This is a genomic window from Rhodococcus sp. p52 (genome assembly GCF_000763325.2).
Lineage (GTDB): Bacteria > Actinomycetota > Actinomycetes > Mycobacteriales > Mycobacteriaceae > Rhodococcus > Rhodococcus pyridinivorans.
The window spans coordinates 3,716,737-3,742,279 of record NZ_CP016819.1 but is presented as its reverse complement, the minus strand read 5'-3'; the positions used below and the strand labels follow the sequence as shown (position 1 = coordinate 3,742,279).

The window sequence follows — 25,543 nt, the reverse complement described above, 5'->3', positions numbered from 1 at the left end:
CAGGTGATGTCACCGCAGATCCGTGAGCGGATCGACGAACTGATCGCGGCGGCGGATGTCGCGGCGGACGGGCCCGAGCGCGCCGCCGCGACCGCACGACTCGCCGATCTGGGGGTCGAACGTCTGGCCGTCGAGCCCGGTACGCGATTCGATCCGAGCCGTCACCGTGCGGTGGCGGTGACGCCGGCAGCGGCACCGGCGGACGAGAACCTGGTCGCCGCAATGATCCGGCCCGGCTGGTGTCACGAGGGGCAGATCCTGCGGTACGTCGAGGTGCGGGTGCAGGTTCCGCCGGCGCAGTACCCCAGTCCGGGGGCGTCGTGACACCCGCCACCGGGCGACGACCGTTCGCCGCTATAAAGTCCGCGGCGGTCATCGCACCGTCCATGCAGGTTTTGTGGGTTCGCATTCGAAAGGCACGATCGAGATGAGCTGGGTTCTGGCGGTCGATTTCGGCACGTCCAACACGTCGGCGGCGCACCGGATCGGGCCGGACCGGGTCGAATCACTGCCGCTGACCCACACCTCCAACCTCATGCCGTCCTCGGTGTACGTCGACCACACCGGGGCGATCACCACCGGCGACGTGGCCATCAACCAGGCCACCGTGGACCCGGCCGGCTTCGTCGCCTACCCCAAGACCCACGTGGCCGTCGGGTCGGTGATGGTCCGCGGCCAGGACGTCCCCGTCGCCCACACCATCGCCTCGGTCCTGCGCACCGTCTACAACCAGGCGCTACCCCGGCACAACAACCATCCGCCGGCGGAGGTCGTGCTCACCCACCCCGAGGCCTGGTCTCAGCGCGAACTCGACGTGCTGCGCCACGCCGCATCCCTGGCCGGACTCGGCGGCAGCGTCTCGCTGATCTCCGAACCCCGCGCCGCGGCGTTCTACTACTCGCGCCAGCACGACGCGAAGATCGTCAAGGGCTCGACGATCGCGGTGTTCGACTTCGGCGGCGGCACCCTCGACATCGCCGTGCTCACCGCGACGAGCGAATGGACCTTCGAGGTCATCCGGGCCGGCGGCGACAACACCCTCGGCGGCAAGAACCTCGACGCCACCGTCGCCCGCTGGGTCGACGAACGCCTGCGTGACGACGATCCGGATCTGGCGGCGTGGTTGCGCACCCCGGACGGGCTCGACGCCCGTCGCACCCTCGACGATCAGATCCGCCGCGCCAAGGAACTGCTCTCCGAGCATCCCTCGGCGACGATCCGGGTCACCGGCAACGGCGCGGATCTGACCTTCACCATCACCCGCGACGAGTTCGAGCAGCTCATCGAACCGCAGATCACCCGTGGCGTGCAGCTCGCCGCCCAGGTGCTGCGCGATGCCGGGGTGGACCGGTCGAGTCTGCAGGCGCTGTATCTGACCGGCGGCTCCTCCCGGATCCCGTACGTGCATCGGCGGCTGTCCGAACTCGGATCCATCGCCACCCTCGACGACCCGAAGACCGTCGTGGCCAAGGGCGCGGCCGGGTTCGTCGCCGGCGGACGCACCACCGAACCCGCCGCCGACCTCGACACCGAGGTGCTGCGACCGGACACTCCCCGCCCCGCAGCACCCCGACCCGGCGTTCCCCGTCCGGGTACCCCGGCGGCGCAACCGAACCCGGCACCGACGCGCGACGTGGAGCGGTCACGGCCGTCTCGGCCCCTGCTCATCGCCGGGGCCGCCGTGCTGGCGGTGCTCGTCGCCGCCGGGGCGGTCTTCGGACTCACCCGTGGGGACGCGGACGACGGAGCGGCGGCCGGCGCCGCAGCCGCCCCCGCTGTGGCCGAGGACAGGTCGGACACCGGAGCACCGCCCCCGGCGACATCGGATTCGGTCTATCGCAGCGAGAGCACCGACGAGGTGGTCGAACTGCTGCCGACCAAGTTGCTCACCGGGTCGAGTTCGTGCGAGAAGTCCGGCTTCTCCTCGGAAGGTGCCATGCAGGTGCGGTGCCAGATCAGCCCCAATTCCAACCTCGGGAAGGCGCTGGGCATGGAGCCCACCGACTACGAATCCGTGTCGGCGTACCGGGACGATCAGTACGCACGCTCGAACTTCATCCGGCTCCGTGACGCCAAGAACGACAACACCAGGATCGTCTCGGCGGACGGCACGCGTATCGCCGACTACGACCACCCACCGGGCGGCAACTCGTACTTCACCGTCATCGACAAGTCCACCGGACTCGTCGCGCAGTTCTCGACGACGACGGAGCGCGGCGAAGCACTGCTCGCCGAACTCGGTTGGAACGCCTGACCTGCCTTACCTCCCATACCTTCCTCTTCAGGAGTCCTCTTCTCATGCACATCCCTCGAACCGGCCGTCTCGCCCTGGCCCTGGCGGCCGTCACCGTCGTCACCGTGGCCGGCTGCTCGTCCGACAGCGACGCCACCGTCGTCGACGAGACCACGACCGAACAGACCTCTGCCGGTGTGGATCTCGACTCGCTCGATACCGGTGACTACAACACCCAGCCGCGCGATTTCGTTGCGCTGGGCATGGCGGCCGAGGATTTCGGTCCGGCGGTGGAAGGCCAGCGACTCGCCGAGTTCGTCGTCCACCCGCACACCGTCGACCCGGCCCTCACCGTCGGCGGATCGACCAACGGCGTGTTCCTCGGCGGCACGGGCAACATCTTCTCCGGCAGCGAGAACGAGATCCTGAGAGAATTCTCGATCATCAACGCCTTCACCAGCTTCCGGAGCACCGACGACGACAGCCGCGAGTTCGGTGTCAGCGTCTGGCGATTCCCCACCCCCGAGGACGCCGCCGGCGCCGCGCAGGCCCTGTACGAGTACAAGCTCGGGCCCGCGGACGGTCCGTTCTCCACCGGTCCGGAGACCCCGACGACGCTGCCGGAACTGCCCGACACACTGGCCACCACCTACTCCTGGCCGGAACTGGCCACCACGTCCCTGAGCACGCTCACCACACGCGGCATGTTCGTCGTCTACACCTACAGCGGCGACAACAGCGGTGGGACCGAGTGGATCACCGATACCGCGACGCGCGGTGTGCAACAGCAGATCGAGCTGCTCGACCGGTTCCCGGCCACCCCTACCGACGAGATCGCCTCGCTGCCCATCGATCTGGACAAGGTGATGGCCCGGGCCGTGGGATTCGTCGACAGCGAGTACTCACGTAACTCCGACATGGCGGTCTACGGACCGGACGGCTGGTTGCACTACGACTCCGCTCCAGCCGACACCGAGGTGGTGTTCGAGCAGACCGGCACCGATCGTGTCGCGAAGGTCAACAGCGTCGTCTATCGCACCGCGGGCCCGGACGAGGCCGAAGTCCTGAAGGACGCGTTCGCTGCACACACGGCCGAGACGTATCCGGACCTGGTCGAGGACCCCTCGCTGACGCAAGGTCTTCCGAACACCACCTGCTGGTCGGGCGACGTCGCCGACGGTCGAGCCGCCGCGTGCCTGATGACCTACGGCCGCTACGTGGCCGAACTGTCCGGCTTCCGCTCGATCGGCAACGAGAATCCCGACTCCGACACGCTGCGCACCGTGCCGCAGCGCGTGGCCACTCAGTACGTGAAGTTCGTCCGCGCCGAGGAGATGGGCCTCGGCGAGAACTGACCTCCTCGCGGTCCGGTGACCGTCGGTGCACGACACCGAGGGCGGTCACCGGACCGCTGCGCGACGCGGCCGGGTAGGTTACTCCGCGTACAGATGGGGGTGCCATGCACGAGACGGAGTTGATCGAACGGTGCCGGTCCGGCGACCGGGCCGCGTTCGCCGCACTGGTGGAACCGTCGCGCACCCAGGTGTGGGCGGTATGTGTACAGATCACCGGTAACCGCCACGACGCCGAGGACGCCCTGCAGGACGCCCTGATCGCCGCCTGGCAGAACCTCGACAAATTCCGGGGCACCTCCCGCTTCGGTTCCTGGCTCTACCGCATCGCGAGCAACGCCGCGCTGGCGATCGTGCGCAAGCGCCGCGAGATCCCCGACGACGAGATCGACCTCGGTCGGGCCTCCACGGTGCCGGGACCGGCCGATCGCGTCGTCGACACCGACGCGGTGCGTCACGCCCTCGCTCGACTCCCGGAACAGTTCCGCGTCGCGGTCGTGCTCCGCGAATACGCCCAGATGAGTTACGCCGAGATCGCCGAGCATCAGAACGTGCCGGTCGCGACGGTCAAGACCCGCATCAACCGGGGGCGAGCACAACTCGTCGAACTGCTCGATCCCGCCCGCCTCGATCCCGCCGGTCTCGATCCCTGACCGGTAGATTGGGACGTGGCAGGAACATTCCGGGGCCCACACGACTCCAACCTGACGACGACGGACAACGGGGGAAGAAGGAAGAGCCCATGACAAGCGATGAGACCGATCCGCTGCCCTCACTGGGGGAGCTGCTCGGTATCGATGTGCTCGCCGACCTACCGGAACTGCCCGATCAGGTCTGGGAGCGCGCGCTCGACATCGCCACCGACCCCGGCACTGCCGCGGTCGATACCTCGTTGATCCCGGACGACGACGAGATCGTTCCGGAGACGGTCACCGTCGACTCTGTCGACCTCGATCCTGCCCTCGACCCCGATGCCGACCTCGACAGCGCAGGTGGAATCGACCCCGGCCTTGTCGACGACGACAACGGCGAGGCTTCATCCGACGACGAGGCAGCCTCGTTCGGCTTCACCGACAACGTCGACGAACCCGATCTCGGCGCGTAACCCACCGACCGGGTCAGTGTCCGCGGACGATCACCGTATAGGCGTGCGTCAGCGCTGTCAGCGCCGTGTCCTCCGCCGCCGACCGCGTCGACACGCTCTGGGCCTGCACCGCGACAAGCTTCTGTTGCGCCATCGCTCGGATCTGCTCGGGTGACGCCGTCGGCTCCAGCCCCAACGCCTCGGCGATCGTGCCGCCGCGCAGCACCTGGACCAGTTCGTCGACCGCCGGCGCGCTCGGGTCGGCCTGCAGCAGAGATCGCAACGCCCGCAACAACTCCACCGGCACCAGCGCCGGGTCCGTGCGCAGCGCCGAGACGATCTGCCGGATGGCGTCGCGCGCCGCTGGCGAATAGACGAGGGCGTCGAGTTCGGCGAGGATCCGGCCGGCGCGGTGCAGCACCGCGAAGCGACGCAACGACTGTTCGAGCACCGCTCGCAGCGGATGGACGCCGGACACCCCGGACAACCACTGGTTGACCTGGTGCGCCCCACCCGTTGCCTGCGCGCGGGCGTGCACGAGCCCGTACTCCCCGATCAGCTCCAGCAGTCGCCACACCTGATCGCGCGGCACCGGCAGCGCGGCGGGATCCGCGTCGAGCAGATCGAACAACTCCAGCGGGGCCAGTGGGGCGAGCGCCACGAGCGCGTGGGCGTCGGCGTCGGTGAACGCACCGGTGTGGGAGGTCTGCGCCAGCAACCCGGCGACCGGCACCACCGTGCCGACCTGTCCCGCCAACCGCCGCGCGAGCACGTTCGCGTGTTCGGCGGCGTGTCCGAGCGGATCGCGGTTGCCGAGCACCCCGCGGCCGAAACCGTCTGCGCGCGACAGCACTCCGAGTGTGTTCAGCGGAGTGAAGCCGAGGCGCTGCAGGAATTCGACCTCGTCGGTGCGCGGCATCGAGTCGAACAGGAACACCGCCGCGTCGGCGTCGACGGACGCCGAGCGGGTCTGCTCGAATCCGTCGATCAGGGCGCGCTCGGTGGCGGCGGCGTTGGTGACGGTCAGTGTCGCCAGACCGGGGGTGTCGACGAGGGTGATGGTGCTCAGCGCATGGGAGGGCAGGTAGCGGTGCACGTACGCGACCTGCTCCGGCGGGACGCCGAGGTCGACGGTGGTGCCGAGTGCCAGCGGCACGGGTCGACGGGTGCCATCGGTGGACACCACGTCGGCGCGGGAGGGCGCACCGTTCTCGTAGACGGTGACGACATTGGTGGCCTCGAGCGCCGCGGTCTCGGCGACCGGCGCCCCGATCAACGCGTTCACCAGGGTGGATTTGCCGGCCTTGAGCCGCCCGACGACGACGATGCGCGGCGGTGACCACAGGATCGCGCCGATACGGTTGGCGTGGGCGACGAGATCACCGCCGAGCGCGGCGAGTTGGTGCAGGGCGGCGTCGATGCGCTGGTGCACCGGATCGGGTGCCCCGGTCTGCGGTGGGATGTGCGGGGCGCTCATGCGGCACCTCCCCTCAGAGCCGTATCGATCGGGGTGATGCGGGCGCGAGTGATGCGCAGGTTCTTCTCCAGTCGTTCGATGTTCGCGGTGCGGGTCGCGGCGTCCGCCTGCGCGGCGCGCTTGGCCTCGTCGATACGCTTCTGCAACTCGGTGATCCGGTCCTGCAGGTGTTTGCGGCGACGCAGCACGATCTCCGGGCGGGTGGTGGCCATCGCGGCCTCGAGCATGCGGGTCGTGACGGTCCGCACGGTCGCGAGGGTCTCGCGCAGCCAGGTCAGCAGGTTCGTCTTGCCGGTGCGCATCGCCTTGAACCCGAGATTGATCGCCACCCAGGCGACGCCGGCGATGGCACCGGCCCCGATCACCGCGCCGAGCATGGTGGTGCCGATCATGCCCATCGTCAGCACGCTCGGATCCAGCAGCCCTTGGCGTTTCGAGCCCACCTCCCCGGTCACCAATGGATCGGTCTGCAGCGCCTCGAGGGTGATCTCGCGGATGTGCTCCCACTGCTGCGGGTCGTCGAAGAGGTCGGTGACGATCTTCTCGAGGTCGTCGAGGAAGACCTGCGCGGTGGTGGCCATCGCGTCGAGCAGGTCGGCCTGGATCTGGGCGGTGAACACCTGCGGGGAGCGCCGCAGCACCTGCATCGACGACTTGTTGATGCGTGTCGTCCAGTCCTCGCGCACGCGGGCGAGCTCCTCGTCGAGGCGGGTGATCGCCCGTTGCCGCGCGAGGGTGAGGTCGCGCTGCAGGTGCTGTTCCCACTGCTGCGCCTCGTCCTTGAGCCCCTTCAGCCGTTCCATCTCGGCGGTCAGGTCCGGGATCGCGGATTCGCCGTCGCGCACCACGGAGAGTTCGTCGCTGATTCCGGTTTCGATGCGGCGCAACCCGTCGAGGGCGACGCGCAGCGCATCGGCTTCGGGGCGGTGCCGTGCGGCGGCGACCCGCTCGTCGAGCATCCCCCACAGTCCGGGGAGACCGGAGCAGGCGAGGCTGCGCTCGCGCACCGGGGAGGGCGGTAGCGCGGTCGCGGCCAGGGCTCGCACGCTCGAGACGGCGACGACGGGGATGTCGCGGCCGACGTGTTCCGCGACGGCGCGGCGGTTCTCCGCGACGATCTGTTCCCAGCGGGTGAGGTTCTTGTCGGTCTTGGTGACCACGACCAGCACGTTCTCCACTCCGGCAGCGCTCTCGCGCAGGAACCGCATCTCCGGTTCGGTCAGCGGGGTCGACGCATCGCATACCAGCACGAGCACGGCGGCCCGATCGGCGGAGTGAGCGGCCATCGCCGCGTGCCGGGGGTCGAGGCCGCCGATGCCTGGAGTGTCGACGACCGACGCGTTCGTGAGCTTCTCGGACGCGATCGGCACGACCGCCGCGACCGGCAGCGCCTCGACGGTCGGGTCCTGGACGTAGCGGCCGCCGGTGGTGATCCACTCCCCCAGCTCGGCGCGGTCGATGCGCCGGCGCCCGTCGGGGAACACCAATTCGGCGGTGCCCTCCGGGAAATCGTCGGTGGCGGTGACGAAACGGGTTGCGACGGCGGTCGAGTGCTCGACGTCGTCGAGAGCGGCGCCGTCGCGGCCGATGAGAGCGCTGACCAGCAGACTCTTGCCGCGCTTGATCTCCCCCACCACCACGATCGACGTCGGCCGGCCGGTGTCGGCGAGTTTGCGTTCGGCGCGGTCGGCGACCTCGTCGTGCTTGTAGGCGCGCAGCACCTTGCACGCGCCGTCGATCAGGTCGGCCACAGACGGATCAGGAGACACGCGACGACACTACATACCGGTCGGTACGGGGCCGTGCTCCACTCCGGCGTTCGGACTCGTGGCCGCGTCCACGATGATTTCCGGCTCCTGCCCCGGTCAACATTCGTGAACGGATCCGTCCGACTCCGGGAGACGTCATGACCCAGCAGACCACCCGCGCCCTTCCTCCGATCGTCGACGAGCAGACATGGCGGTCGGCGCTCGACGACCTACGGCGACGGGAGAAGGCCGCCACTCGCGAACTCGACGCCATCGCAGCGCAGCGCCGCCGGCTGCCGATGATCGAACTGCCCGACTACACGCTGATCGGCGCCGACGGCCCGACCCGGCTCGTCGATGTGTTCCAGGGCCGCTCGCAGCTCATCACCTATCACCACATGTGGTCCGACGGTGCCGAATGGCAGTGCGGTGGATGCACGAGTCTCACGACGCAGTGGACCCGGCTCGGCATCCTCGACAACTACGACGCCCGCATGGTCGTCGTCACCAACGGGCCGATCGACGAAGCCCTCACCTACAAGGTGAAGGTGGGCAACACGATGGAGTGGTACTCGTCGTCGGAGAGTTCGTTCGGCGCCGACGTCGACGCACCTCCCGGTGGAGGGTTCGCGGTCAACGTGTTCCTGCGCGACGGCGACACGGTCTACCGCACCTGGCACACCACCGGCCGCGGCACCGAGCAGCTCAGCTACACCTTCGCGCTGATCGACATCCTTCCGTGGGGTCGTCAGGAGGAATGGCAGGATTCGCCCGAGGGCTGGCCGCAGTCGCCGACCTATTCGGGGTGGCTCGATTCCCCCGATGTGGCGCGACTCTACGGTCCGGGCACCGGCGCGCGGTGAAAGCGGATGACATGGTGGACGCGACCCCGTCACGCGCCTGGTACGTGAGAACCGGTGTGTCACAGGAATTCAGTCGGCGAGGTAGCGCAGCATCACGGCGGTGGTGAACTGTCGGGTCTCGACCAGGCGCAGATCCACGCGCTTCTCCAGGGGCGGGAACATCGGTGTGCCACCACCGAGCAGGACGGGTGAGACGAACACCTGGTACTCGTCGATGAGACCGTGTGGGATCAGCGACGCGGCGAGGTTCGCCCCACCGACCTCCATGACGCCGTCTCCCTCGGCCTTGAGCCTGCGCACCTCCTCCACCGCGTCGTCGCTGACGAGGCGACTGTTCCAGTGGACCTCGGTGAGGGTGCGGGAGAAGACGACCTTGGGCGTGGTCGTCCACAACTCGGCGAAGTCGCGTTCGATGGGCGAGGCGTCCTCGGGCAGGTGCGGCCAGTACTCGGCCATCAGCTCGTACATCCGCCGGCCGTGCAACGAGAGCTCGAGCCGGCGGAACCGGTCGTTGTGGAACTGGTGCAGTTCGTCGTCGGGGTCGGTCCAGTCGATATTGCCGTCGCGGTCGTTGATGTAACCGTCGAGGGACACGCCGAAGTCGTAGATCAGTGTTCTCATGCTCCGATAGACCGTCGGCGCACCCCGAACTCATCGGCCCGGTGCGCCCGTGTCGGGCTTAAGGCTGGAGCAGCACGTCCAGACCACGCTCGAACTCGTCGATACGGCGACCGAGGGCATGGTGACCGCCGTTGACCAGCTCGGACACCCGGACGATCCCTGCGGTGTCCGCGATCTCGTTGAGGTTGCGCGACGTCCAGTACCAGGCGGCGGTGGTGAAGGCGTTCTCCGGCGCGGCGAGCAACTCGGGGTGCGCGACGAAGTCGACGCCGATGTGCTCGCTGACCTTCTCATAGTTGTGGCGGCCCGTGATCTGGATCGCGCCGCGACCCTTGTAGCGCTCACCGTCGCCGGGATGGGTGTTTCCGAGATCGGCGCGACCCTCGTATGCGCGACCGGACGCGTACTCCTCGAAGGTGCGGAAGGAGTCCGATTCGACGGCCAGCTGGGCGATGAACGCCGCCTGACGGACCGGGTTGTCGATGCCGCTGCGCGCCATCGCGTCGTTCAGCGGCGCGATGAACTGCTCGACCTTCTCCGCCGGGATGCCCGGCACGATGCGGGTCAGTTCCTCGGGTGTGACGGCGGGGAGCGGCGCAGGAGTCGTCTCGGCGACGAGTTCGACCACCTCGCTCGCCTCTGCGGATTCGGCCTCTTCCTCGTCGTCGGTCACGGTCCAGCCGTCGGCGGCCAGGGCGTCGAAGTCGAGCGCCCGGAGCAGGTCGCGGGGCTCCTGGAAACGGGTAGGTGCAGGGGTGGTGGGTGCGGTGTCGGCGTGGGCGACGGAGGTACCGACGCCGAGCGCGGCGGTGAGGACGGCCGCGGCGGCGACCGCGGCACGGAAACGGCGCAATGATGAAACGGACAAGGGTCGTGCTCCAAGATTCGCCGAAGCTGGGTTCGGCCTTCGAACGGGGCCGCGGGCATCACCGGCGGGATCGTTACCACCGCACGGAGGGCCAACACACGACCATCAGGTCACAACCAGGTAACGTCGCAGGTCGAGAGGTTTTCAAGCGATCGTGGCCGACGCCATCTGAACCAATGAAAGTGGTGCGTGCCATACTCGGAAGTCGATCATTGCGGCGATCGCATCCGGCCGGCCCAGCGAGAACCTGCCGGAGCGGTACCTGGCCGATCCTGCCCCTTGTCCACCGAGGATCGCTGCACTCTCACCGAATTAGTTGTGCAGCAGTACCTTCGATCACGAAACCGCACGCGCCGAAGGTTCGTCCCGCAGATGGTCGAATCGAGGCCGCGATGGGTCGCCCCCCTCGGGAACAGACCGGTTCGATTCGACCGAAGAGGTGTACACCCCCGAGCCGGGTCGTAATCATTTCGTGTCCGACGACACACCTCGATAACGCGTAGCCGCACGCCGACCGAGACCGTCCGCGTTCACAATACGACGACCCGAGCAGGAAGTACCGATTGGTATGTTCACACAGGTCGAAGACCCCGACCGTTCGGTCGGGTCTTCCATGATCAGCGCGCTGAAGCGGGTCGGCGCGGCGTGCTGCAGTAGCAAGCCCCGGTTCATAGCGCGAACTGCGCGGAGCGGTACCGACCGCCCTGTATGCCGCGCCGAGAACACTCAGCGGTCGCGGTAGTACGCCCGGATCGCGCGGCTCATCACCTTGATCTCACGGGTCCGCTCGTGCCGCAATCGGGCATCGGACCGGGCCGCGATCCATTCGTTCTCACGTCGCAGTTTGCGATGACTCTCCACTCGCCGGGCATCGAGGTCGCCGCGGTCGACAGCGGCACGAACCGCGCATCCCGGTTCGGTCTCGTGCGCACAGTCCGCGAAGCGGCAGTACTGAGCGAGCTCATCGATCTCGGGGAAGGCGGAGGCGATGCCGGCACCGGCGTCCCACATCCCGATACCCCGCAACCCCGGAGTGTCGATGAGGGTCACGCCGCCGCCCAAAGGGAACATCTCTCGATCGGTCGTGGTGTGCCGGCCCTTGCCGTCGCCCTGGCGCACCGGTGCCGTCGCCTGGATGTCGCGACCGCACAGCGCGTTGACCAGCGTCGATTTCCCGGCGCCGGACGCTCCGACGAACACGACGGTGCCGTGGAGCACCTCGCGCAGTTCATTCAGGCCGGATCGATTCGGCGCACAGACCTCCACCACGCTCGCTCCGGGTGCGACCACGGCGACCTGCTCGAATACCGCTTCGGTGGCGATGTCGACCTTCGTCAGGGCGACTACCGGTTGCGCGCCGCTGTCCCAGGCCAGCGCCAGCAGACGTTCCATGCGACCGAGATCGAGGGTGTCGGATGCGACCGTCACCACGACGGTGTCGACGTTGGCAGCGAGTACCTGCTCTTCCGAACGCCCCGACGCGTCGGCACGACGAATCGCGCCGGTACGCGGCATCACCGCACAGCCCCCGCCGGTCATATCGCCTTCGGTGGCCGGTTCGCGCACGATCACCCAGTCGCCGGTGCAGACGTGGTGGCGCGCTGTCCGTACCCGACCAGCGGATCGGTTCCGGGTGGGACATCGGGGTGCACGGTGACTCCTGGATCATGACGAGGCGCGGGTGGTCCGCTCCGACAGATCCGATGGTGAACTTCGCACCCCGGCAATGCAATCGAACTTCCGCGTGCACCCTCAATCGCGGTGGGCCGACAGCAACCAGGCCGGGAGCATCGAACGGCCCTTGTCGTCGCGTTGCCACGCGGCAGCCTCTTCGTCGCCGAGAAATGCGTGGATGAAGGCCGGCCGCACGTCGTCAACGGTCCAGAACTCGGCAACCACGTCGCGTAGCTCGTCGTCCGTCACGGGATTGGGTCCCTGGCCCTCTTCGGGGAAGGCGTCCTTCGAAAAGGCAAGGACGAAGAAGGACGCGTTCGGAGCGGCGGCACGGGTGACGGCGCTCAGGTAGGCACGGCGCCGGTCCACGGGCAGCGAATGGAACAGGGTGCTGTCGACGATCGTCGCGAACCGGCCGTCGAAACCCGTGAACGAGCTGATGTCGGCCACCTGGAAGGTCGCGGTCGTCAGTCCCCGCTCCGCCGCCGCGGCCCGAGCGGCCTCGATGGCTGTGGGCGACAGATCGAGACCGATCACGGTGTATCCCTGTGCCGCCAGACGGAGGGAGGTCTCGGCATGCCCACAGCCTGCGTCCAGCACGTCGCTACGGAATCTGCCCTCGTCGATCAATCGGGCGATCTCGGGCTGGGGTTCGCCGATGTTCCAGGGTACGGGGCCCGAAAACCCTTCGGCGACGCCCCGGTAGATGTCGTCCCACGGTGCAACCTGGCCGTCCTCGGTCATGGATCCGACGGTACGCCCGCCGCCGGATCCACCGCACCGATTCCGAATTCGGCACCGGTAACCGGTTCACTCGGCCGGGTTCGTGAGGAAGGATCGACAAGCGCCACCGTTCGAGAGGGGAACTCACTCGTGACCGAAACCGCCGCATCTGCACCCGCCGGCCCCGGCCGGGAACGTCAGGGGGTCGTGTACCGCAACGGCGCGCTGGGCCGGCGTCCGGCCGTCCCGACGTCCTTCGGCGACCTCGAACACGCCGCGCGACGCGCGAGTTCGAAGCGGGCCTGGGCGTATGTCGCGGGCGGCGCCGGCGAGGGACGCACGATGCGCAACAATCGGCGTGCGTTCGACCGATGGGCGATCGTCCCGCGCATGGCCCACGGAGTCACCGAACGCGACCTGAGTACGACCGTGGCAGGCACGTCGCTGTCCTCACCGCTGTTGCTGGCACCGATCGGCGCGGGAGCATTGATGGCCGCGGACAGCGACCTGGCGATCGCGCGGGCGGCCGCCGCGACCGGCGTGCCGTACATCTTCTCCAATCAGGGCTGCAATTCCATGGAGGACTGCGCTGCCGCAATGGGCTCCGCGTCCCGCTGGTTCCAGCTGTACTGGAGTTCCGACGAGGATCTCGTCGACAGCCTGCTGCGGCGGGCCGAAGCGGCGGGCGCCGAGGCCGTCGTTGTCACCCTCGACACGACGATGCTGGGATGGCGTCCGCAGGACCTGAATCTCGGGTCGTTGCCGTTCGCACGCGGCGAGGGCATCGCCCAGTACACCTCGGATCCCCGCTTCCTCGACATCGTCCGGCAGCGGATCGACGCCGCCCGCGACACGCTGACGGAGCGACCCGATGTCACGTTCGGCGCGATCCGCACACTGCTGTCGATGACCCGCAACCATCCGGGTCGATTCCTCGACAATCTCCGCTCCCCCGTACCGCGCGCCGCCGCGGAGACCTTCCTCGACATCTACTCCAATCCGGGACTGAGCTGGGAGCATCTGGCGACGTTGCGGGATCGGACGCGACTTCCCATCGTACTCAAGGGAATTCTGCATCCGGACGACGCGCGTCGCGCCGTCGACCTCGACGTCGACGCCCTCGTCGTGTCGAACCACGGTGGACGCCAGGTCGACGGATCGATCGCCTCACTCGATGCTCTGCTCGACATCCGTGCCGCGATCGGCCGGGAGCCGACCGTGTTGCTGGACAGCGGGATCCGAAGCGGCGCCGATGTCTTCGTCGCGCTCGCGCTCGGCGCGGACGCCGTACTCCTCGGCCGGCCCTACATGTACGGACTGGCGATCGCGGGTCGGCAGGGCGTCGAGGAGGTGGTCCGCAACGTGATCGCCGAGTTCGACCTCACCATGGCATTGACCGGTGCCCGTTCGGTCGCCGATATCGACGAACGGTTCGTCCGGCCGAATCCCTCCTTCTGAAACAGGGTCAGGCCTTGCGCGCACGCACCTTGCGGTACGGGGTCTCGTCGATGCGCGTGGTGATCTCGGCGACCATCCTGTCGTACGACTCGTTCTTGCGGGCGATGCCGATGAGCCGCTTGGTGGTGCGCGCGGCGGCGCCCAGGTTCATCGGGCGGCCCTCGATGCCGTACATCAGGCGCGCCCACTCCGGCAGCAGCGACAACATGTCGTCCTGCACGACGACGAAGGTGAACACCTTCACCGGATTGCCCCACAGGTTCGGCTTCCGGAGCGCGTGCGTCACCTCGGCGGCGGCGAGCGACAGCGACAACCAGTGGCGCTGCTCGTCGACGTACGCCTCGAGGTCGGCGCGGGTGGCGGGAAGACGGGCCGGGTCTGCGCCGACGAGCTCTGCGGCGATGTGCTGCTCGACGACGAACTTGTCCTGTTCGGCGGGGGTCAGGTCGAGGCCGAAAGCCTCCGCACCACGCAGCAGCGCGAACGCGAGAGCGTTGTGAGTCCAGTCGATCCACACGGGCTCGTCTGCGCGCAACGTCGTGCCGATGTGCAGCCGGTACTTCACGGTGTTGCGGTGGAGGACGAGTTCCTCGGAGGTCTGCACATAACTTCCGCCGGTTCGCAGGAACACCCCCGTCGTGTCCCGTAACCGCTCCGCGGCCGGGCTGTCGATCGCGAGCGGGCCCAGCGTATCGGCGACAAACGCGTGGTCGTCGCGAAGTCACGTGCCAGCACCGCGATTTCACCCTCGTCTCGTCAGGCGAGGAGCGCGGCGTCGAGCACTCGGCGCGCCGCTGCGGGATCGTCGACATGGATCGCGAACCGGCTCACGAGCGCTGGACGGCGGCGATGTTCGAAGAAGCCCGGCAAGAGGGCCTCGACGGGTTCCGCGAGGACGAGATCGAGATTGGTGCCGTCGGGACCGGGCAGGAACAGCACCTCGCCGTCCACACCCGTCTCCGCCGGCTGGAAGCGATGGCGCGGGATACATCGCTGCAGGTTGTCGGCGTCGATACGTGCCACGACCTGATGTCCGGAGCGCAGGACGAGGCCGTCCCGTGTCAGAAGATGCGGGTTGACGACACGATCCGCGAGCCACCCCGCGAGAGGAAGAAGCGAGTACACCGAGACGATCAGCAACGTCCAGCGCAGCCATTCCCACGGCACGAGTATGTGGACCACCGCGATCTCGATGACCGACGCCACGAGCCACGCGATCGGCACGCTCATCGTGCCGCGGGTGTAACCGATCGTCGTCACCTCAGGTCCGGCGCCGACCCGACGTCCTCGTATCAGGAACCACAGTGCGCGGTAGCTTCTCAACTCTGCGCGTATCAGGGCCCCGGGCACGCGGCCGACGAGTTCGTCGAGCACCCCCGCCCACGGTGTTCCGGATCGGCGCAGGATTCGAACCCGCAGTGCGCCGACGATCAGCACCAGGATTCCCAGAGGTAGCTCGAATCCGAGCCAGACCTTCAGTGCTGTCACCGGTGTGAGGATGCCCAGTGCAACGAGGAGGGCGTTCGTACAGGCCACCACCACGGTGAGGACGAGAGCGGCTCGGTGGACGAGCCGGACGGTGCGCTCAGTCATGCCCGCGCTCCGTCCTGCTGCGGTCCCGACTGTGCGGCGACGCGCCGGACGAACCCGATCGCGACGGCCTGCTGGGCCGGGTCCGGAAGGAACTCGGCGAGCACCTCGGTGTTCGATTCGAGGGCAGTTGCCGCCTCGGCTGCCCACGAACCGAGCACCTCCGCCATGATCGGGATGTCGTCGAGCAAGGCGGTCATGCCGTCGATGACGGCGCTGACCTCGTCGGCTGCCGCGGTGGGATCTTGTCCGGCAAGTGCACCGAAGCGTCGGTAGACGGCGACCATGGCGTGCCGTTGTTCGGGGTCGTCGAGCAGGGTTCGCATGGCGTCGAGATACTCCGGTGATGCCTGCCCGGAGAGTGCGAGCATCTCCCAGCTGTCGCGTTCGCGGACGAACAGCCTCCGGGTGTGCGGGTCGTCCTCGCCGTCGATGAGTTCGTCGAACGCGTCGACGATCGGTGACGGCAGGGGCGAGAGCCGGTCGCCGACGCGGTGACGCTCGAGAATCGCGGCGAGTGCCTCACGTTTGACCTGCAGCGTCCGGATCTGATTGTCTGCCGCCTCGAGCAGCGATTCGAGGTCTGCGGTGAGATCGGACTCGGCATCTCGGTCGCTGCCGTCGGTGAAGTGGCCGCCGAGGACGGTCGCCACCGCACCCAGTGGAACACCCGACTGGGCGAGCCAGCGGATGCGCAGCAGACGCACCAGGTCGGCGAGTTCGTAGTCCCGGTATCCGTTGGGTGCCCGTGGGGGTTCGGGCATGAGCCCGAGCCGGTGGTAGTGCCGAACGGCGCGAACGGTGGTTCCCGCGGCCTGGGCCAAGTCGCTGATCCTCATGGCTTCAGCATCGACCCTGACGCTACGTCAGGGTCAAGCCATGAATGCGTCGGCGCACATCGGGGTGGGAACAACCCGAGAAGGACTGCGGTTGAGTGCAGTAAGATAGTTGACAGATCAACTACATGACCGAGAGGGGTTACCGTGCCTGCCGTAACCGTCGACAACGTTCTCGCTCTTCCTCGCGTCGAAGAGCCCGCACCCGAAGCGCTCTCGCGTCCCGTCCTGTCCGTGACCATTGCACCGCGCGGCTTCGAAGGCGAAGGCTTCCCGGTCCGCCGTGCGTTCGCGGGCATCGAGACGAAGTACCTCGATCCTTTCATCCACATGGATCAGATGGGTGAGGTGAACTACGCGCCCGGCGAACCGAAGGGCACCCCCTGGCATCCGCACCGCGGTTTCGAGACCGTCACCTACATGATCGACGGCATCATGCAGCACCGCGACTCCCACGGAGGCGGCGGCACGATCGGTGGCGGCGACACCCAGTGGATGACCGCCGGCAGCGGCATTCTGCACATCGAAGCACCACCGGAACATCTCGTGGTCAGCGGTGGACTGTTCCACGGCGTGCAGCTGTGGGTGAACCTGCCCAAGGCCGAGAAGTTCGTCGCCCCGCGGTATCAGGACATCGGCGGCGGCGAGGTCGCCCTGCTGTCCTCGGCCGACGGCGGCGCGCTCATCCGCGTGATCGCCGGAGAACTCGACGGGCACCGTGGCCCCGGTTCGACGCACACACCGATCACCCTGCTGCACGCGACCGTGGCGCCGGGAGCAAGCGTCACCCTGCCGTGGAACCCCGAATTCAACGCCCTGACATACGTGCTCGCCGGTGATGGCGCGGTCGGACCGGAACACCGCCCGATCCGGACCGGACAGACCGCCGTCTTCGGTAGGGGTGAAAGCCTGACCATCTCTGCTGCCGCGACACAGGATTCGCGCACCGACGCCCTCGAGGTGTTCGTGCTCGGTGGCAAGCCGATTCGTGAACGCGTCGTCATGGCGGGTCCGTTCGTCATGAACACCCGCGCCGAGATCATCGAGGCGATGGAGGACTTCCAGGCCGGGCGATTCGGTTCCATTCCCGCCGTGCGCCCGTCGGACGAAAATGCCTAGATGGGTAGTTGCGTTAGGGTGGCTTCGACCCCGGAGATCGGGGTTGAAGCCACCCAAGTCGGCTACCGTGCACCGGGTTCATCCTCACGCATGCCACGAATCCGGTGTTCTCGACCGCGCTGAGCGCGGTCGAGAACACCAGATCGTCGGCCGCGCCGCTTCTACGCCAGCGCCAGCGCTACGAGCGCGACCAGCGACGGCACGCTCTGACACAGCGACCCCACCACCCCGGTACCTCGTGGACGGCTCATCGCCATCCGGTCCGAGGCGAACAATGCCATGCCGGCCAGGAACATGAACGCGCACGTGTAGACGACGAGGGTGCGGCCCGGGGTTTCGTGCCCGGTCCACCACAGGATCATGCCGGCGAGCGCTCCGGATCCGAGGAAGAGGTTGTAGAAGCCGACGTTGAACGCCCACATCCGCACCGGTGGAACATCCGCAGCGGGGACGCGGAACACGCCCCAGTGGATGCTCGGACGGCGAAACAGGATCGTCTCCCACACGAAGACCATCAGGTGCACCGCGGCAGCGACCAGGGCCGCGAGTTGCGCAACGACGATCATGGCGAGACCTCCTCGGCGAATCGGATTCCGTAACGGGTGGCGATCTGCCCGAACCTGCTCATCAGTGCATCCTCGGGCAGGTGCTCCTCCCCCAGCGCGTCGAGGTCGGTGAAGAAACCGCTCATCCCGGTCCCGGAGCAGACGAGGAGAAAGGCCGCGTCGTCGGTGAGCACCGAGAAGCTGTTCATCGTTCCCGCCGCGATGGTGAGCGTGTCACCGGCGGCGAGTTCGCAGCCCTCGCCGTCGAGGAGGACGAGGATCCGGCCGCGCAGGAGGTGGTAGGTCTTGGGCCAGGGCTCGGAGTGCAGCGGCGGTGGGCTGCTGCAGGGCGTCTCGACCAGCATGAGCTCGTAGGCGTCGCCGGTCTGTTCACCGGACGACAGCACGGTGACGACGGCATCCGGCACCGACAATTGCCCGCCCGTACTGGCACGTTGGAGATCGATCGTGGACACAACTGCGACGCTATGGATCCGGAAACAGCCGGACCATCCCCTGAATCGGGGATGCTCCGTCTTCCGGATCCAGCGCATACTGGGTTCATGCTCGAAGTGCGGACGGAGCGCCTACGCCGCGAGATCCTGGAGTTCGCGGGCACCGGCGTCGGCGTCACCGCACTGCACCAGCGTGCCATCGAACTGGTCGATCGCACCGTACGCAGCGACTTGACGTGCTGGGCACTGTTCGATCCCCTGACCCTGGCGTTCGGTTCGATGACCAGTGGGCGCAACCGCATTCCCGGTGAGTACGAGCCACTGCTCGCGGAATCGGAATGCGGTGGACACGATCCCGCAACCTTCGCAGACATCGCCCGCAGTGGACGAACAGTGGTGCGGGCCTCGGATCTACCGTCGACCGAAGTCGCCCACAGCCTCCGGAACGCGGCGGTATGGCGTCCACTCGGACTCGACCGCGAGGTGCGAGTCGTCTTCACAGTGGACGGGTTGTGTTGGGGAGCGGCCGGTTTCGTCCGCTCGGGTCCGGACTTCACGGATCGGGAACTGGAGTTCCTGACAATGACCGCACCGGCGGTGGCGGTTGCGACCCGGGTGGCCGCCGTCCATCCCCTGCACGCACGCCCCGGAGCCGATCCCGGTCCTGCCGTGATCGTGACGGATCCCGCGGGTGAGCCGGTCGCATCGACGGTCGCGGCGCGGATCTGGGAGGATCGGCTCGCCGGTCCGGTGCGACTGGCGCTGCTGTTGCGGGCGGCAACATTCGGGGCTCGGGCGAGTACGACCGGGGTGTTCCGGGCACGTATCCGCAACGACGGCGGAGGCTGGATCGTCGTCCGTGCGGCGCCGTTGAGCGCCGACGGCGACGAGGCCCGCACGGCGGTCACCATCGAACCCGCGGCCGACAGTGAACTCACAGACATGCTGTTCGCCGCGTACGCGCTGACCGCCCGCGAGTGCGAAGTGTGCACCGACGTGCTGAACGGACTGTCGACGGCCGAGATCGCTCGGCACCGGGGCATCACGCCGAACACGGTGCACGACCATCTCAAATCCGTCTATGCGAAGACGGGGGCGGGTAGTCGCGCGGAACTCGTCGCTCGGTTGGCCGGCCGGCAGATGCCCCGACCGTCCCTGTCGCCCCCATACACGCCGACGATCAGGTCCGCGCACTGAGCGATCACGCTCACTACACATTGAGCGGGGTTGCTCGTTGTATGCCACAGTGCCACTCGGTGCATGCAGCTGCCACGCCCGAGATCCCTCTGTTCCAGAGCAGGTGACGTCGGCCCGTTGTTTTTTGCACCTTGTTGCACATAGTCTGGCGTGAGAGGGACCGCCCCAGACGAAGAAGGAACACACCATGACGCTGCCACCGATCCTGTCCGGCCCGCTGAGCCTGCCCCTGGTCGCTTCCCCGATGTTCATCGTGTCGGGACCGGAACTGGTGTCCGCCCAGTGCCAGGCCGGAGTCGTCGGGTCGTTCCCGGCACTCAACGCCCGTCCCCAGTCGATGCTTGTCGACTGGCTGCAGCAGATCACCGAGAGCAACGCCGACTACGCGGTGCGCCACCCCGAGGAGTACGTCGCGCCGTTCGCCGTCAACCAGATCGTGCACCGCTCCAACGAGCGACTCGAGCAGGACCTCGAGGTGATCGTCGAGCATCGGGTCCCCATTGTGATCACCTCGCTCGGTGCCCGAGAGGAGGTCAACGAGGCTGTTCACTCCTACGGCGGCATCGTCCTTCACGACGTGATCTCGAACGAGTTCGCGCACAAGGCGATCGACAAGGGCGCGGACGGCATCGTCGCCGTCGCCGCAGGCGCCGGCGGCCACGCCGGGACGCAGTCACCGTTCGCATTGCTCCAGGAGATCCGCCGGTGGTTCGACGGCCCCCTGCTGCTGTCCGGCTCCATCGCCCACGGCCGCTCGATCCTCGCTGCCCAGGCCGCCGGTGCCGACCTCGCCTACGCCGGCACAGCCTTCCTCGCCACCGAGGAGGCCCGCAGCGCCGACGACTACAAGAACATGATCGTCGACAGCACCGCCAAGGACATCGTCTACAGCAACCTGTTCACCGGCGTGCACGGCAACTACCTGCGGGGAAGCATCGTCGCCGCCGGACTCGACCCCGACGACCTCCCCGAGTCCGATCCGTCCGCCATGAACTTCGGGTCCGGTGGCAACACCGGCGCCAAGGCCTGGCGCGACATCTGGGGCGCCGGCCAGGGCCTCGGCGCGATCGAGTCCGTCGTCCCCGCCCGCGAGCTCGTCCAACGACTCCGCGACGAATACGAGCTGGCGTGGACGTCCCTCGAACGACGCCGAGTCGCCATGATCGACGCCGGATAGCGTGACCTAGGCTGACGCGGTGTCTCTCAGGTTCGCCATCCTCACCGCACTGGTCGAGCGCGACAGCACCGGACTGGAACTGACGCGGCGCTTCGACCGGTCGATCGGGTACTTCTGGCCCGCGACCCACCAGCAGATCTACCGAGAACTGGACCGGATGCGGGCGGGCGACCTGATCCGTGAAGTCCCGACGGACGGAAAACCCGGTCGCGGTCAGCCCCGACGTTTCACCATCACAGCGGACGGTCGCCGACTGCTGCGCGGCTGGATCTCCGAGATCGAGGATCCGGACGTGGTGCGCTCCGGTGTCTCCGTGCGCCTGCGCGCGGCCGCGGCGCTCGACGATCCCGACGCCGCGCGTCCCGCGCTGGAACATCAACGCGCCTACCGGACGGCGATGCTCGAGCAGTATCGTGCCATCGAGCAACGCGACTTCGTCGAGGTCCGGGGCGACGCGCGGAGCACCCTGCAACATCTCGTGCTCCGCCTCGGCATCCTCCTCGAAGAAACGTGGCTGACCTGGCTGGACGAGGCGCTCGACACGATCGACCGGCTCGACCCGACACCGGATTCCTCCGCCGACCGCAGCGGAACGGTCCCGTAGACCGGAACACGAGAACCGGGCCGAGGCGTACCACGCGAGGGAGGTCGGCTTGTCTACACGGATGCAGGTCTACCTGTCACGGTGCGTTTCCGGCCTCAGGGTCGACTGCCGTCAGCGCGGTGATCAAGGTCCGACTCGGCCGCATCACGGCCACGGTCTTGTCCCTGTCCGGCCGGTAGTAGCCGCCGATGTCGACCGGCGCGCCCTGCACCTCGTTCAACTCTCGCACGATCGTGTCCTCGTCCCTGGCCAGTGCCTCGGCCAGCGGGGCGAACTGTTCTGCGAGTTCCGGATCCTCGGTCTGCGCGGCAAGTTCCTGTGCCCAGTACATCGCGAGGTAGAACTGGCTGCCCCGGTTGTCGAGCTCGCCGACCTTGCGCGACGGGCTCTTGTTCGTCTCCAGCAGCTTGCCGGTCGCTGCATCGAGCGCGTTCGCCACGATCTTGGCGCGCTCGTTGCCGGTCTTGATGCCGAGGTCCTCCAGGCTTACGGCCAACGCCAGGAACTCACCGAGCGAATCCCAGCGCAGGTGGTTCTCCTCCACCAACTGCTTGACGTGCTTGGGCGCCGACCCGCCGGCGCCCGTCTCGTAGAGGCCGCCACCCGCCATCAGCGGCACGATCGACAGCATCTTGGCGCTCGTACCGAGCTCGAGGATGGGGAACAGGTCGGTGAGGTAGTCACGCAGGATGTTGCCGGTCGCGGCGATGGTGTCCATTCCGCGGTTCAGCCGCTCCAGCGTGTACCGCATCGAGCGCACCTGCGACATGATGTGGATGTCGAGGCCATCGGTGTCATGATCCTGCAGGTACAGCTCGACCTTCTTGATCAACTCGTTCTCGTGGGGGCGGTACGGGTCGAGCCAGAACAGGACCGGCATACCGGAGTTGCGTGCCCGGGTGACCGCGAGCTTGACCCAGTCGCGGATCGGCGCGTCCTTGACGGTGCACATGCGCCAGATGTCACCCGCCTCGACGTGCTGGGTGAGCAGCACCTCACCGGTCTCGGCATCGACGAAGTTGGCCTCGCCCGCCTCCGGAACTTCGAAGGTCTTGTCGTGCGAGCCGTACTCCTCGGCCTTCTGCGCCATGAGACCGACGTTGGGAACGGTACCCATGGTCGTCGGGTCGAACGCGCCGTTGGTCTTACAGAAGTTGATGATCTCCTGGTAGATGCGCGCGAAAGTGGACTCCGGCATGACCGCCTTGACGTCCTTGGGTCGTCCGTCGGCGCCGTACATCTTGCCGCCCGAGCGAATCATTGCGGGCATCGAGGCATCCACGATGACATCGCTGGGGGAATGGAAGTTGGAGATGCCGCGTGCGGAATCGACCATGGCCAATTCGGGACGGTGCTCATGGCAGTTGTGCAGGTCCTGCTTGATTTCGTCGCGCTGCGTACTGGGCAGCGTCTCGATCTTGTCGTACAGGTCGCCGAGACCGTTGTTGACGTTGACGCCCAATTCGTCGAACAGCTTCTGATGCTTGGCGAAGGCGTCCTTGTAGAAGGTCTTCACCGCGTGGCCGAAGACAATGGGGTGCGAGACCTTCATCATCGTCGCCTTGACGTGAAGGGAGAACATCACGCCCGTCTTGCGCGCATCCTCCATCTGCTCCTCGTAGAACTCGAGCAACGCCTTCTTGCTCATGAACATGCTGTCCATGATGTCGCCCTCACCCAGCTCCACTTCGGGCTTGAGGACGATCGTCTCGCCCTCCTTGGTGACCAGCTCCATCCGGACCTTGCGCGCCCGGTCCAGCGTCATCGACTTCTCGCCGTGGTAGAAGTCGCCGTGCCGCATGTGCGCGACGTGGCTGCGTGAGGCCATCGACCACTCGCCCATGCTGTGCGGGTGTTTACGGGCGTACTCCTTCACCGCCCGGGGTGCGCGCCGATCGGAGTTGCCCTCACGCAGGACAGGGTTGACCGCACTGCCGAGAATCTTGCCGTAGCGCTCCCGGATGGCACGCTCTTCGTCCGTCTTCGGGGCGTCCGGGAAATCCGGGACCTGGTAGCCCTTGCTCTGCAGTTCCTTGATGGCAGCCAGGAGCTGCGGCACGGACGCACTGATGTTGGGCAGCTTGATGATGTTGGTCTCGGGCAGTTGCGTCAGACGACCCAGCTCGGCCAGGTTGTCCGGGACGCGCTGCTCTTCCGTGAGGTGCTCGGGGAACTCGGCCAGGATCCGCGCCGGCACCGAGATGTCGCTGGTCTCGACCTCGATGCCCGCGGCTCCAGCGAAGGTACGCACGATCGGCAGGAAGGCGTAGGTCGCAAGCAACGGCGCCTCGTCGGTCAACGTATAGATAATGGTCGACTGCTTGTCGGCGCTCATTCTTGTCTCGACTCCCTACGTCGGTCCGGTCCGCCTCACGAAATGCTCCGCGTGCGGGATTGCATCGGGTATCAGGCTACGTGCGAGAACTCGAGAACGACATTTACTCGCCGGTAACTCGAACTCCGCCGACAGGCTTCGACGGCCCCTCGGGCGCCCAACCGTCGACCTCATGTCCGCTCGCGACCGAGAACGCCGCAGTCCTGCGAGCCACCGCTTCGATGGCCCCTCGACCTGTCGTAACGCGGGTGCGACCGGCGCACAGCATCGCCGTCAGTAAAGAAGTCTTCACAAGCAGTGGGAAGACTACTGTCACAAGCGATTCCGTTGTCGAACCGGACTGCGATCCCTCGTCCGTCCGATCGCGGCTCGAATGCCGACGCCGGAAGATGCTGTCGGCGGGGGCGATCGTTCCGTCGAGAATCGAGGTTCGTCGATCGTTGCTTGGGGGAGACGACCGCGGACCCGAGAGGGAACCGCACGCCTGCGTCCCGATGAAGTACTTCACATTTCTCGCCGACGACTCGACCCGAGCGTCTACCGACAGGAGCCCGCCACTACTCCGACATCAATCGCAGGCGGGCGCGGGAACATCCTCGAACAGCGGCGACCCGATCGGCACGAGGTACACCACGTCGAGGATCACCGGTTCCGTGCCGAGATTGCGACCGACGTGCAGATGGTCCGGACCCGAGGGTTCGTTGATGAAATCACCGGTCTCGAACGTGACAGGCTCGCAGTCTCCTTCAGGATGCGTCAAGGTGCCGGCCCGCACGATGCCGAGCACGGGACCATCGTGATAGTGCCAACCGGTGCTACCGCCCGGTTCGATGGTGATCTCCCGGGCCACGGCGTGCACGCCGTCGGGTACGAACGGCAGCAGTCCCGGTGGCACCTCGATGTCCACCCATGTCACCCCTGAGATGCCCTCGCTCGGAGTGGCGTAGGCCCACCCGGGTATCGCCACCGCTACTGCACATGCCGTCGCCGCGAGTACACCCTGCACAGAGCGCTTCATGCGCACGGACGCTACCGTCTACACGACACTGCTGCAGGACAGCTCGCATTGCGACCCGCTCGCCTGCACCCGCGTCACTGTCGCCGGGTACGTCGAGCGGCCCGAAGGCGAGGAACTGGCCGCCGCGCGCGAAGCCCACCTGGCCGCTGTCCCCGGGACCCGCGTGTACATCGATTTCAGCGACTTCACGCTCTGGGTTCTTCGGGTTCGGCGCGTGCGCTGGGTCGGTGGGTACGGGCGGATGGATTCGGCCACCGCCGAGGACTATGCCGAAGCATTGCCGGATTCTGTGACCCCGTCGGCAGCTCGTGCGATCGCGCATCTCAACGACGATCACGCCGACGCGCTGCTGGCGATGGCCCGGAAGCTCGGCGGGTTCCCGGATGCGGCGGCGGCAACCTGTGTCGGAGCGACCGATACGGCCTCGACCTCGATGTCACCACGCCGCATGGGCGAGCCATGACGCATGCCGGCTATCTGTCACCGCCCGACTCCGACTACGAATTGCGCTCAGCAACAGTTGCTTTGGCTCGCGCGGCGCACCGCCAGACCGTCGTGGACACGTC

At 67.3% G+C, this 25,543-nt stretch carries 23 protein-coding genes and 2 pseudogenes; 12 read left to right on the top strand and 13 right to left on the bottom strand.

Annotation, left to right across the window (positions count from 1 at the left end; all coding sequences use genetic code 11):
- Positions 1-6: 6 nt before the first annotated feature.
- From grpE to IM25_RS17255, 5 genes are all read left to right on the top strand, one after another.
- On the top strand, positions 7-324 hold the full coding sequence (grpE, locus tag IM25_RS17275) for a nucleotide exchange factor GrpE (RefSeq protein WP_033098152.1): 318 nt from the start codon (positions 7-9) through the stop codon (positions 322-324).
- A 103-nt stretch (positions 325-427) separates the two neighbouring features.
- Complete coding sequence (locus tag IM25_RS17270) at positions 428-2,254, top strand: Hsp70 family protein (protein WP_033098212.1); 1,827 nt, start codon at positions 428-430, stop codon at positions 2,252-2,254.
- A 44-nt stretch (positions 2,255-2,298) separates the two neighbouring features.
- A complete protein-coding gene (locus tag IM25_RS17265) occupies positions 2,299-3,588 on the top strand; it encodes a DUF7373 family lipoprotein (protein ID WP_033098151.1) in 1,290 nt (429 codons plus the stop codon).
- A gap of 104 nt (positions 3,589-3,692) precedes the next feature.
- Positions 3,693-4,238, top strand: a complete 546-nt coding sequence (locus IM25_RS17260; protein ID WP_016692266.1) for an RNA polymerase sigma factor — start codon at positions 3,693-3,695, stop codon at positions 4,236-4,238.
- Between the two features lie 89 nt (positions 4,239-4,327).
- A complete protein-coding gene (locus IM25_RS17255) occupies positions 4,328-4,690 on the top strand; it encodes a hypothetical protein (RefSeq protein WP_084222385.1) in 363 nt (120 codons plus the stop codon).
- Positions 4,691-4,703: 13 nt separating this feature from the next.
- Here IM25_RS17255 and IM25_RS17250 read toward each other — a convergent pair whose 3' ends face one another.
- Both IM25_RS17250 and IM25_RS17245 read right to left on the bottom strand, forming a co-directional pair.
- A complete protein-coding gene (locus tag IM25_RS17250; protein WP_033098150.1) occupies positions 4,704-6,146 on the bottom strand; it encodes a GTPase in 1,443 nt (480 codons plus the stop codon).
- Positions 6,143-7,915: a dynamin family protein gene (locus tag IM25_RS17245; protein ID WP_232333348.1), complete on the bottom strand. Its 1,773-nt coding sequence runs from the start codon at positions 7,913-7,915 to the stop codon at positions 6,143-6,145. The genes IM25_RS17250 and IM25_RS17245 overlap by 4 nt, the downstream gene beginning before the upstream one ends.
- Positions 7,916-8,052: 137 nt before the next feature.
- Here IM25_RS17245 and IM25_RS17240 point away from each other — a divergent pair, with 137 nt between their 5' ends.
- Entirely contained in the window at positions 8,053-8,757 is a 705-nt protein-coding gene (locus tag IM25_RS17240; protein ID WP_033098148.1) for a DUF899 domain-containing protein, read from the top strand.
- A gap of 69 nt (positions 8,758-8,826) precedes the next feature.
- On the opposite strand, the gene IM25_RS17235 is transcribed toward IM25_RS17240, so the two are convergent.
- The 4 genes and pseudogenes from IM25_RS17235 to IM25_RS17220 all read right to left on the bottom strand — a co-directional run bounded on the left by IM25_RS17235 (position 8,827) and on the right by IM25_RS17220 (position 12,664).
- Positions 8,827-9,378 carry a dihydrofolate reductase family protein gene (locus tag IM25_RS17235; protein WP_006552034.1) on the bottom strand — a complete coding sequence of 184 codons (552 nt, stop codon included), beginning with the start codon at positions 9,376-9,378 and terminating at the stop codon, positions 8,827-8,829.
- A 58-nt stretch (positions 9,379-9,436) separates the two neighbouring features.
- Positions 9,437-10,246 (bottom strand): glycoside hydrolase family 19 protein, encoded by an 810-nt coding sequence (locus IM25_RS17230; RefSeq protein ID WP_232333347.1) that lies wholly within the window; start codon positions 10,244-10,246, stop codon positions 9,437-9,439.
- A gap of 726 nt (positions 10,247-10,972) precedes the next feature.
- A pseudogene (rsgA, locus tag IM25_RS17225) lies at positions 10,973-11,821 on the bottom strand (ribosome small subunit-dependent GTPase A); the annotation flags it as partial.
- Between the two features lie 177 nt (positions 11,822-11,998).
- Positions 11,999-12,664: a class I SAM-dependent methyltransferase gene (locus IM25_RS17220; RefSeq protein ID WP_033098146.1), complete on the bottom strand. Its 666-nt coding sequence runs from the start codon at positions 12,662-12,664 to the stop codon at positions 11,999-12,001.
- Between the two features lie 129 nt (positions 12,665-12,793).
- On the opposite strand from IM25_RS17220, the gene IM25_RS17215 reads away from it, so the two are divergent.
- A complete protein-coding gene (locus IM25_RS17215) occupies positions 12,794-14,101 on the top strand; it encodes an alpha-hydroxy-acid oxidizing protein (protein ID WP_033098145.1) in 1,308 nt (435 codons plus the stop codon).
- A 7-nt stretch (positions 14,102-14,108) separates the two neighbouring features.
- Here IM25_RS17215 and IM25_RS17210 read toward each other — a convergent pair whose 3' ends face one another.
- The 3 genes from IM25_RS17210 to IM25_RS17200 form a co-directional block, all read right to left on the bottom strand.
- The gene (locus IM25_RS17210; RefSeq protein WP_232333346.1) at positions 14,109-14,705 is read right to left on the bottom strand and encodes an oxygenase MpaB family protein; all 597 of its coding nucleotides are present in this window, start codon (positions 14,703-14,705) and stop codon (positions 14,109-14,111) included.
- Between the two features lie 152 nt (positions 14,706-14,857).
- On the bottom strand, positions 14,858-15,694 hold the full coding sequence (locus tag IM25_RS17205) for a hypothetical protein (RefSeq protein ID WP_033098144.1): 837 nt from the start codon (positions 15,692-15,694) through the stop codon (positions 14,858-14,860).
- Positions 15,691-16,530: a MerR family transcriptional regulator gene (locus IM25_RS17200; RefSeq protein WP_033098143.1), complete on the bottom strand. Its 840-nt coding sequence runs from the start codon at positions 16,528-16,530 to the stop codon at positions 15,691-15,693. Before IM25_RS17200 ends, IM25_RS17205 begins: the two co-directional genes overlap by 4 nt.
- A gap of 144 nt (positions 16,531-16,674) precedes the next feature.
- Here IM25_RS17200 and IM25_RS17195 point away from each other — a divergent pair, with 144 nt between their 5' ends.
- Positions 16,675-17,646, top strand: coding sequence for a pirin family protein (locus tag IM25_RS17195; RefSeq protein ID WP_033098142.1), 972 nt, complete (start codon positions 16,675-16,677; stop codon positions 17,644-17,646).
- A 161-nt stretch (positions 17,647-17,807) separates the two neighbouring features.
- On the opposite strand, the gene IM25_RS17190 is transcribed toward IM25_RS17195, so the two are convergent.
- Together IM25_RS17190 and IM25_RS17185 are read right to left on the bottom strand one after the other, a co-directional pair.
- Positions 17,808-18,212: a DUF1304 domain-containing protein gene (locus tag IM25_RS17190; RefSeq protein WP_019289386.1), complete on the bottom strand. Its 405-nt coding sequence runs from the start codon at positions 18,210-18,212 to the stop codon at positions 17,808-17,810.
- Positions 18,209-18,667, bottom strand: a complete 459-nt coding sequence (locus tag IM25_RS17185; protein ID WP_033098141.1) for a hypothetical protein — start codon at positions 18,665-18,667, stop codon at positions 18,209-18,211. Before IM25_RS17185 ends, IM25_RS17190 begins: the two co-directional genes overlap by 4 nt.
- Positions 18,668-18,754: 87 nt before the next feature.
- Between IM25_RS17185 and IM25_RS17180 the strand changes: the two genes are divergently transcribed.
- The 3 genes from IM25_RS17180 to IM25_RS17170 all read left to right on the top strand — a co-directional run bounded on the left by IM25_RS17180 (position 18,755) and on the right by IM25_RS17170 (position 21,624).
- Positions 18,755-19,843: a helix-turn-helix transcriptional regulator gene (locus IM25_RS17180; RefSeq protein WP_065996188.1), complete on the top strand. Its 1,089-nt coding sequence runs from the start codon at positions 18,755-18,757 to the stop codon at positions 19,841-19,843.
- A gap of 187 nt (positions 19,844-20,030) precedes the next feature.
- A complete protein-coding gene (locus tag IM25_RS17175) occupies positions 20,031-21,020 on the top strand; it encodes an NAD(P)H-dependent flavin oxidoreductase (protein WP_024100901.1) in 990 nt (329 codons plus the stop codon).
- 19 nt (positions 21,021-21,039) lie between these two features.
- Positions 21,040-21,624, top strand: a complete 585-nt coding sequence (locus IM25_RS17170; RefSeq protein WP_006552020.1) for a PadR family transcriptional regulator — start codon at positions 21,040-21,042, stop codon at positions 21,622-21,624.
- Positions 21,625-21,700: 76 nt separating this feature from the next.
- On the opposite strand, the gene IM25_RS17165 is transcribed toward IM25_RS17170, so the two are convergent.
- Both IM25_RS17165 and IM25_RS17160 read right to left on the bottom strand, forming a co-directional pair.
- Entirely contained in the window at positions 21,701-23,959 is a 2,259-nt protein-coding gene (locus IM25_RS17165) for an NADP-dependent isocitrate dehydrogenase (RefSeq protein WP_019289382.1), read from the bottom strand.
- 568 nt (positions 23,960-24,527) lie between these two features.
- Entirely contained in the window at positions 24,528-24,977 is a 450-nt protein-coding gene (locus IM25_RS17160) for a cupin domain-containing protein (protein WP_033098208.1), read from the bottom strand.
- A gap of 49 nt (positions 24,978-25,026) precedes the next feature.
- Between IM25_RS17160 and IM25_RS17155 the strand changes: the two are divergent.
- Positions 25,027-25,517 (top strand): annotated as a pseudogene (locus tag IM25_RS17155) (DUF2470 domain-containing protein); the annotation flags it as partial.
- Between the last annotated feature and the right edge of the window lie 26 nt (positions 25,518-25,543).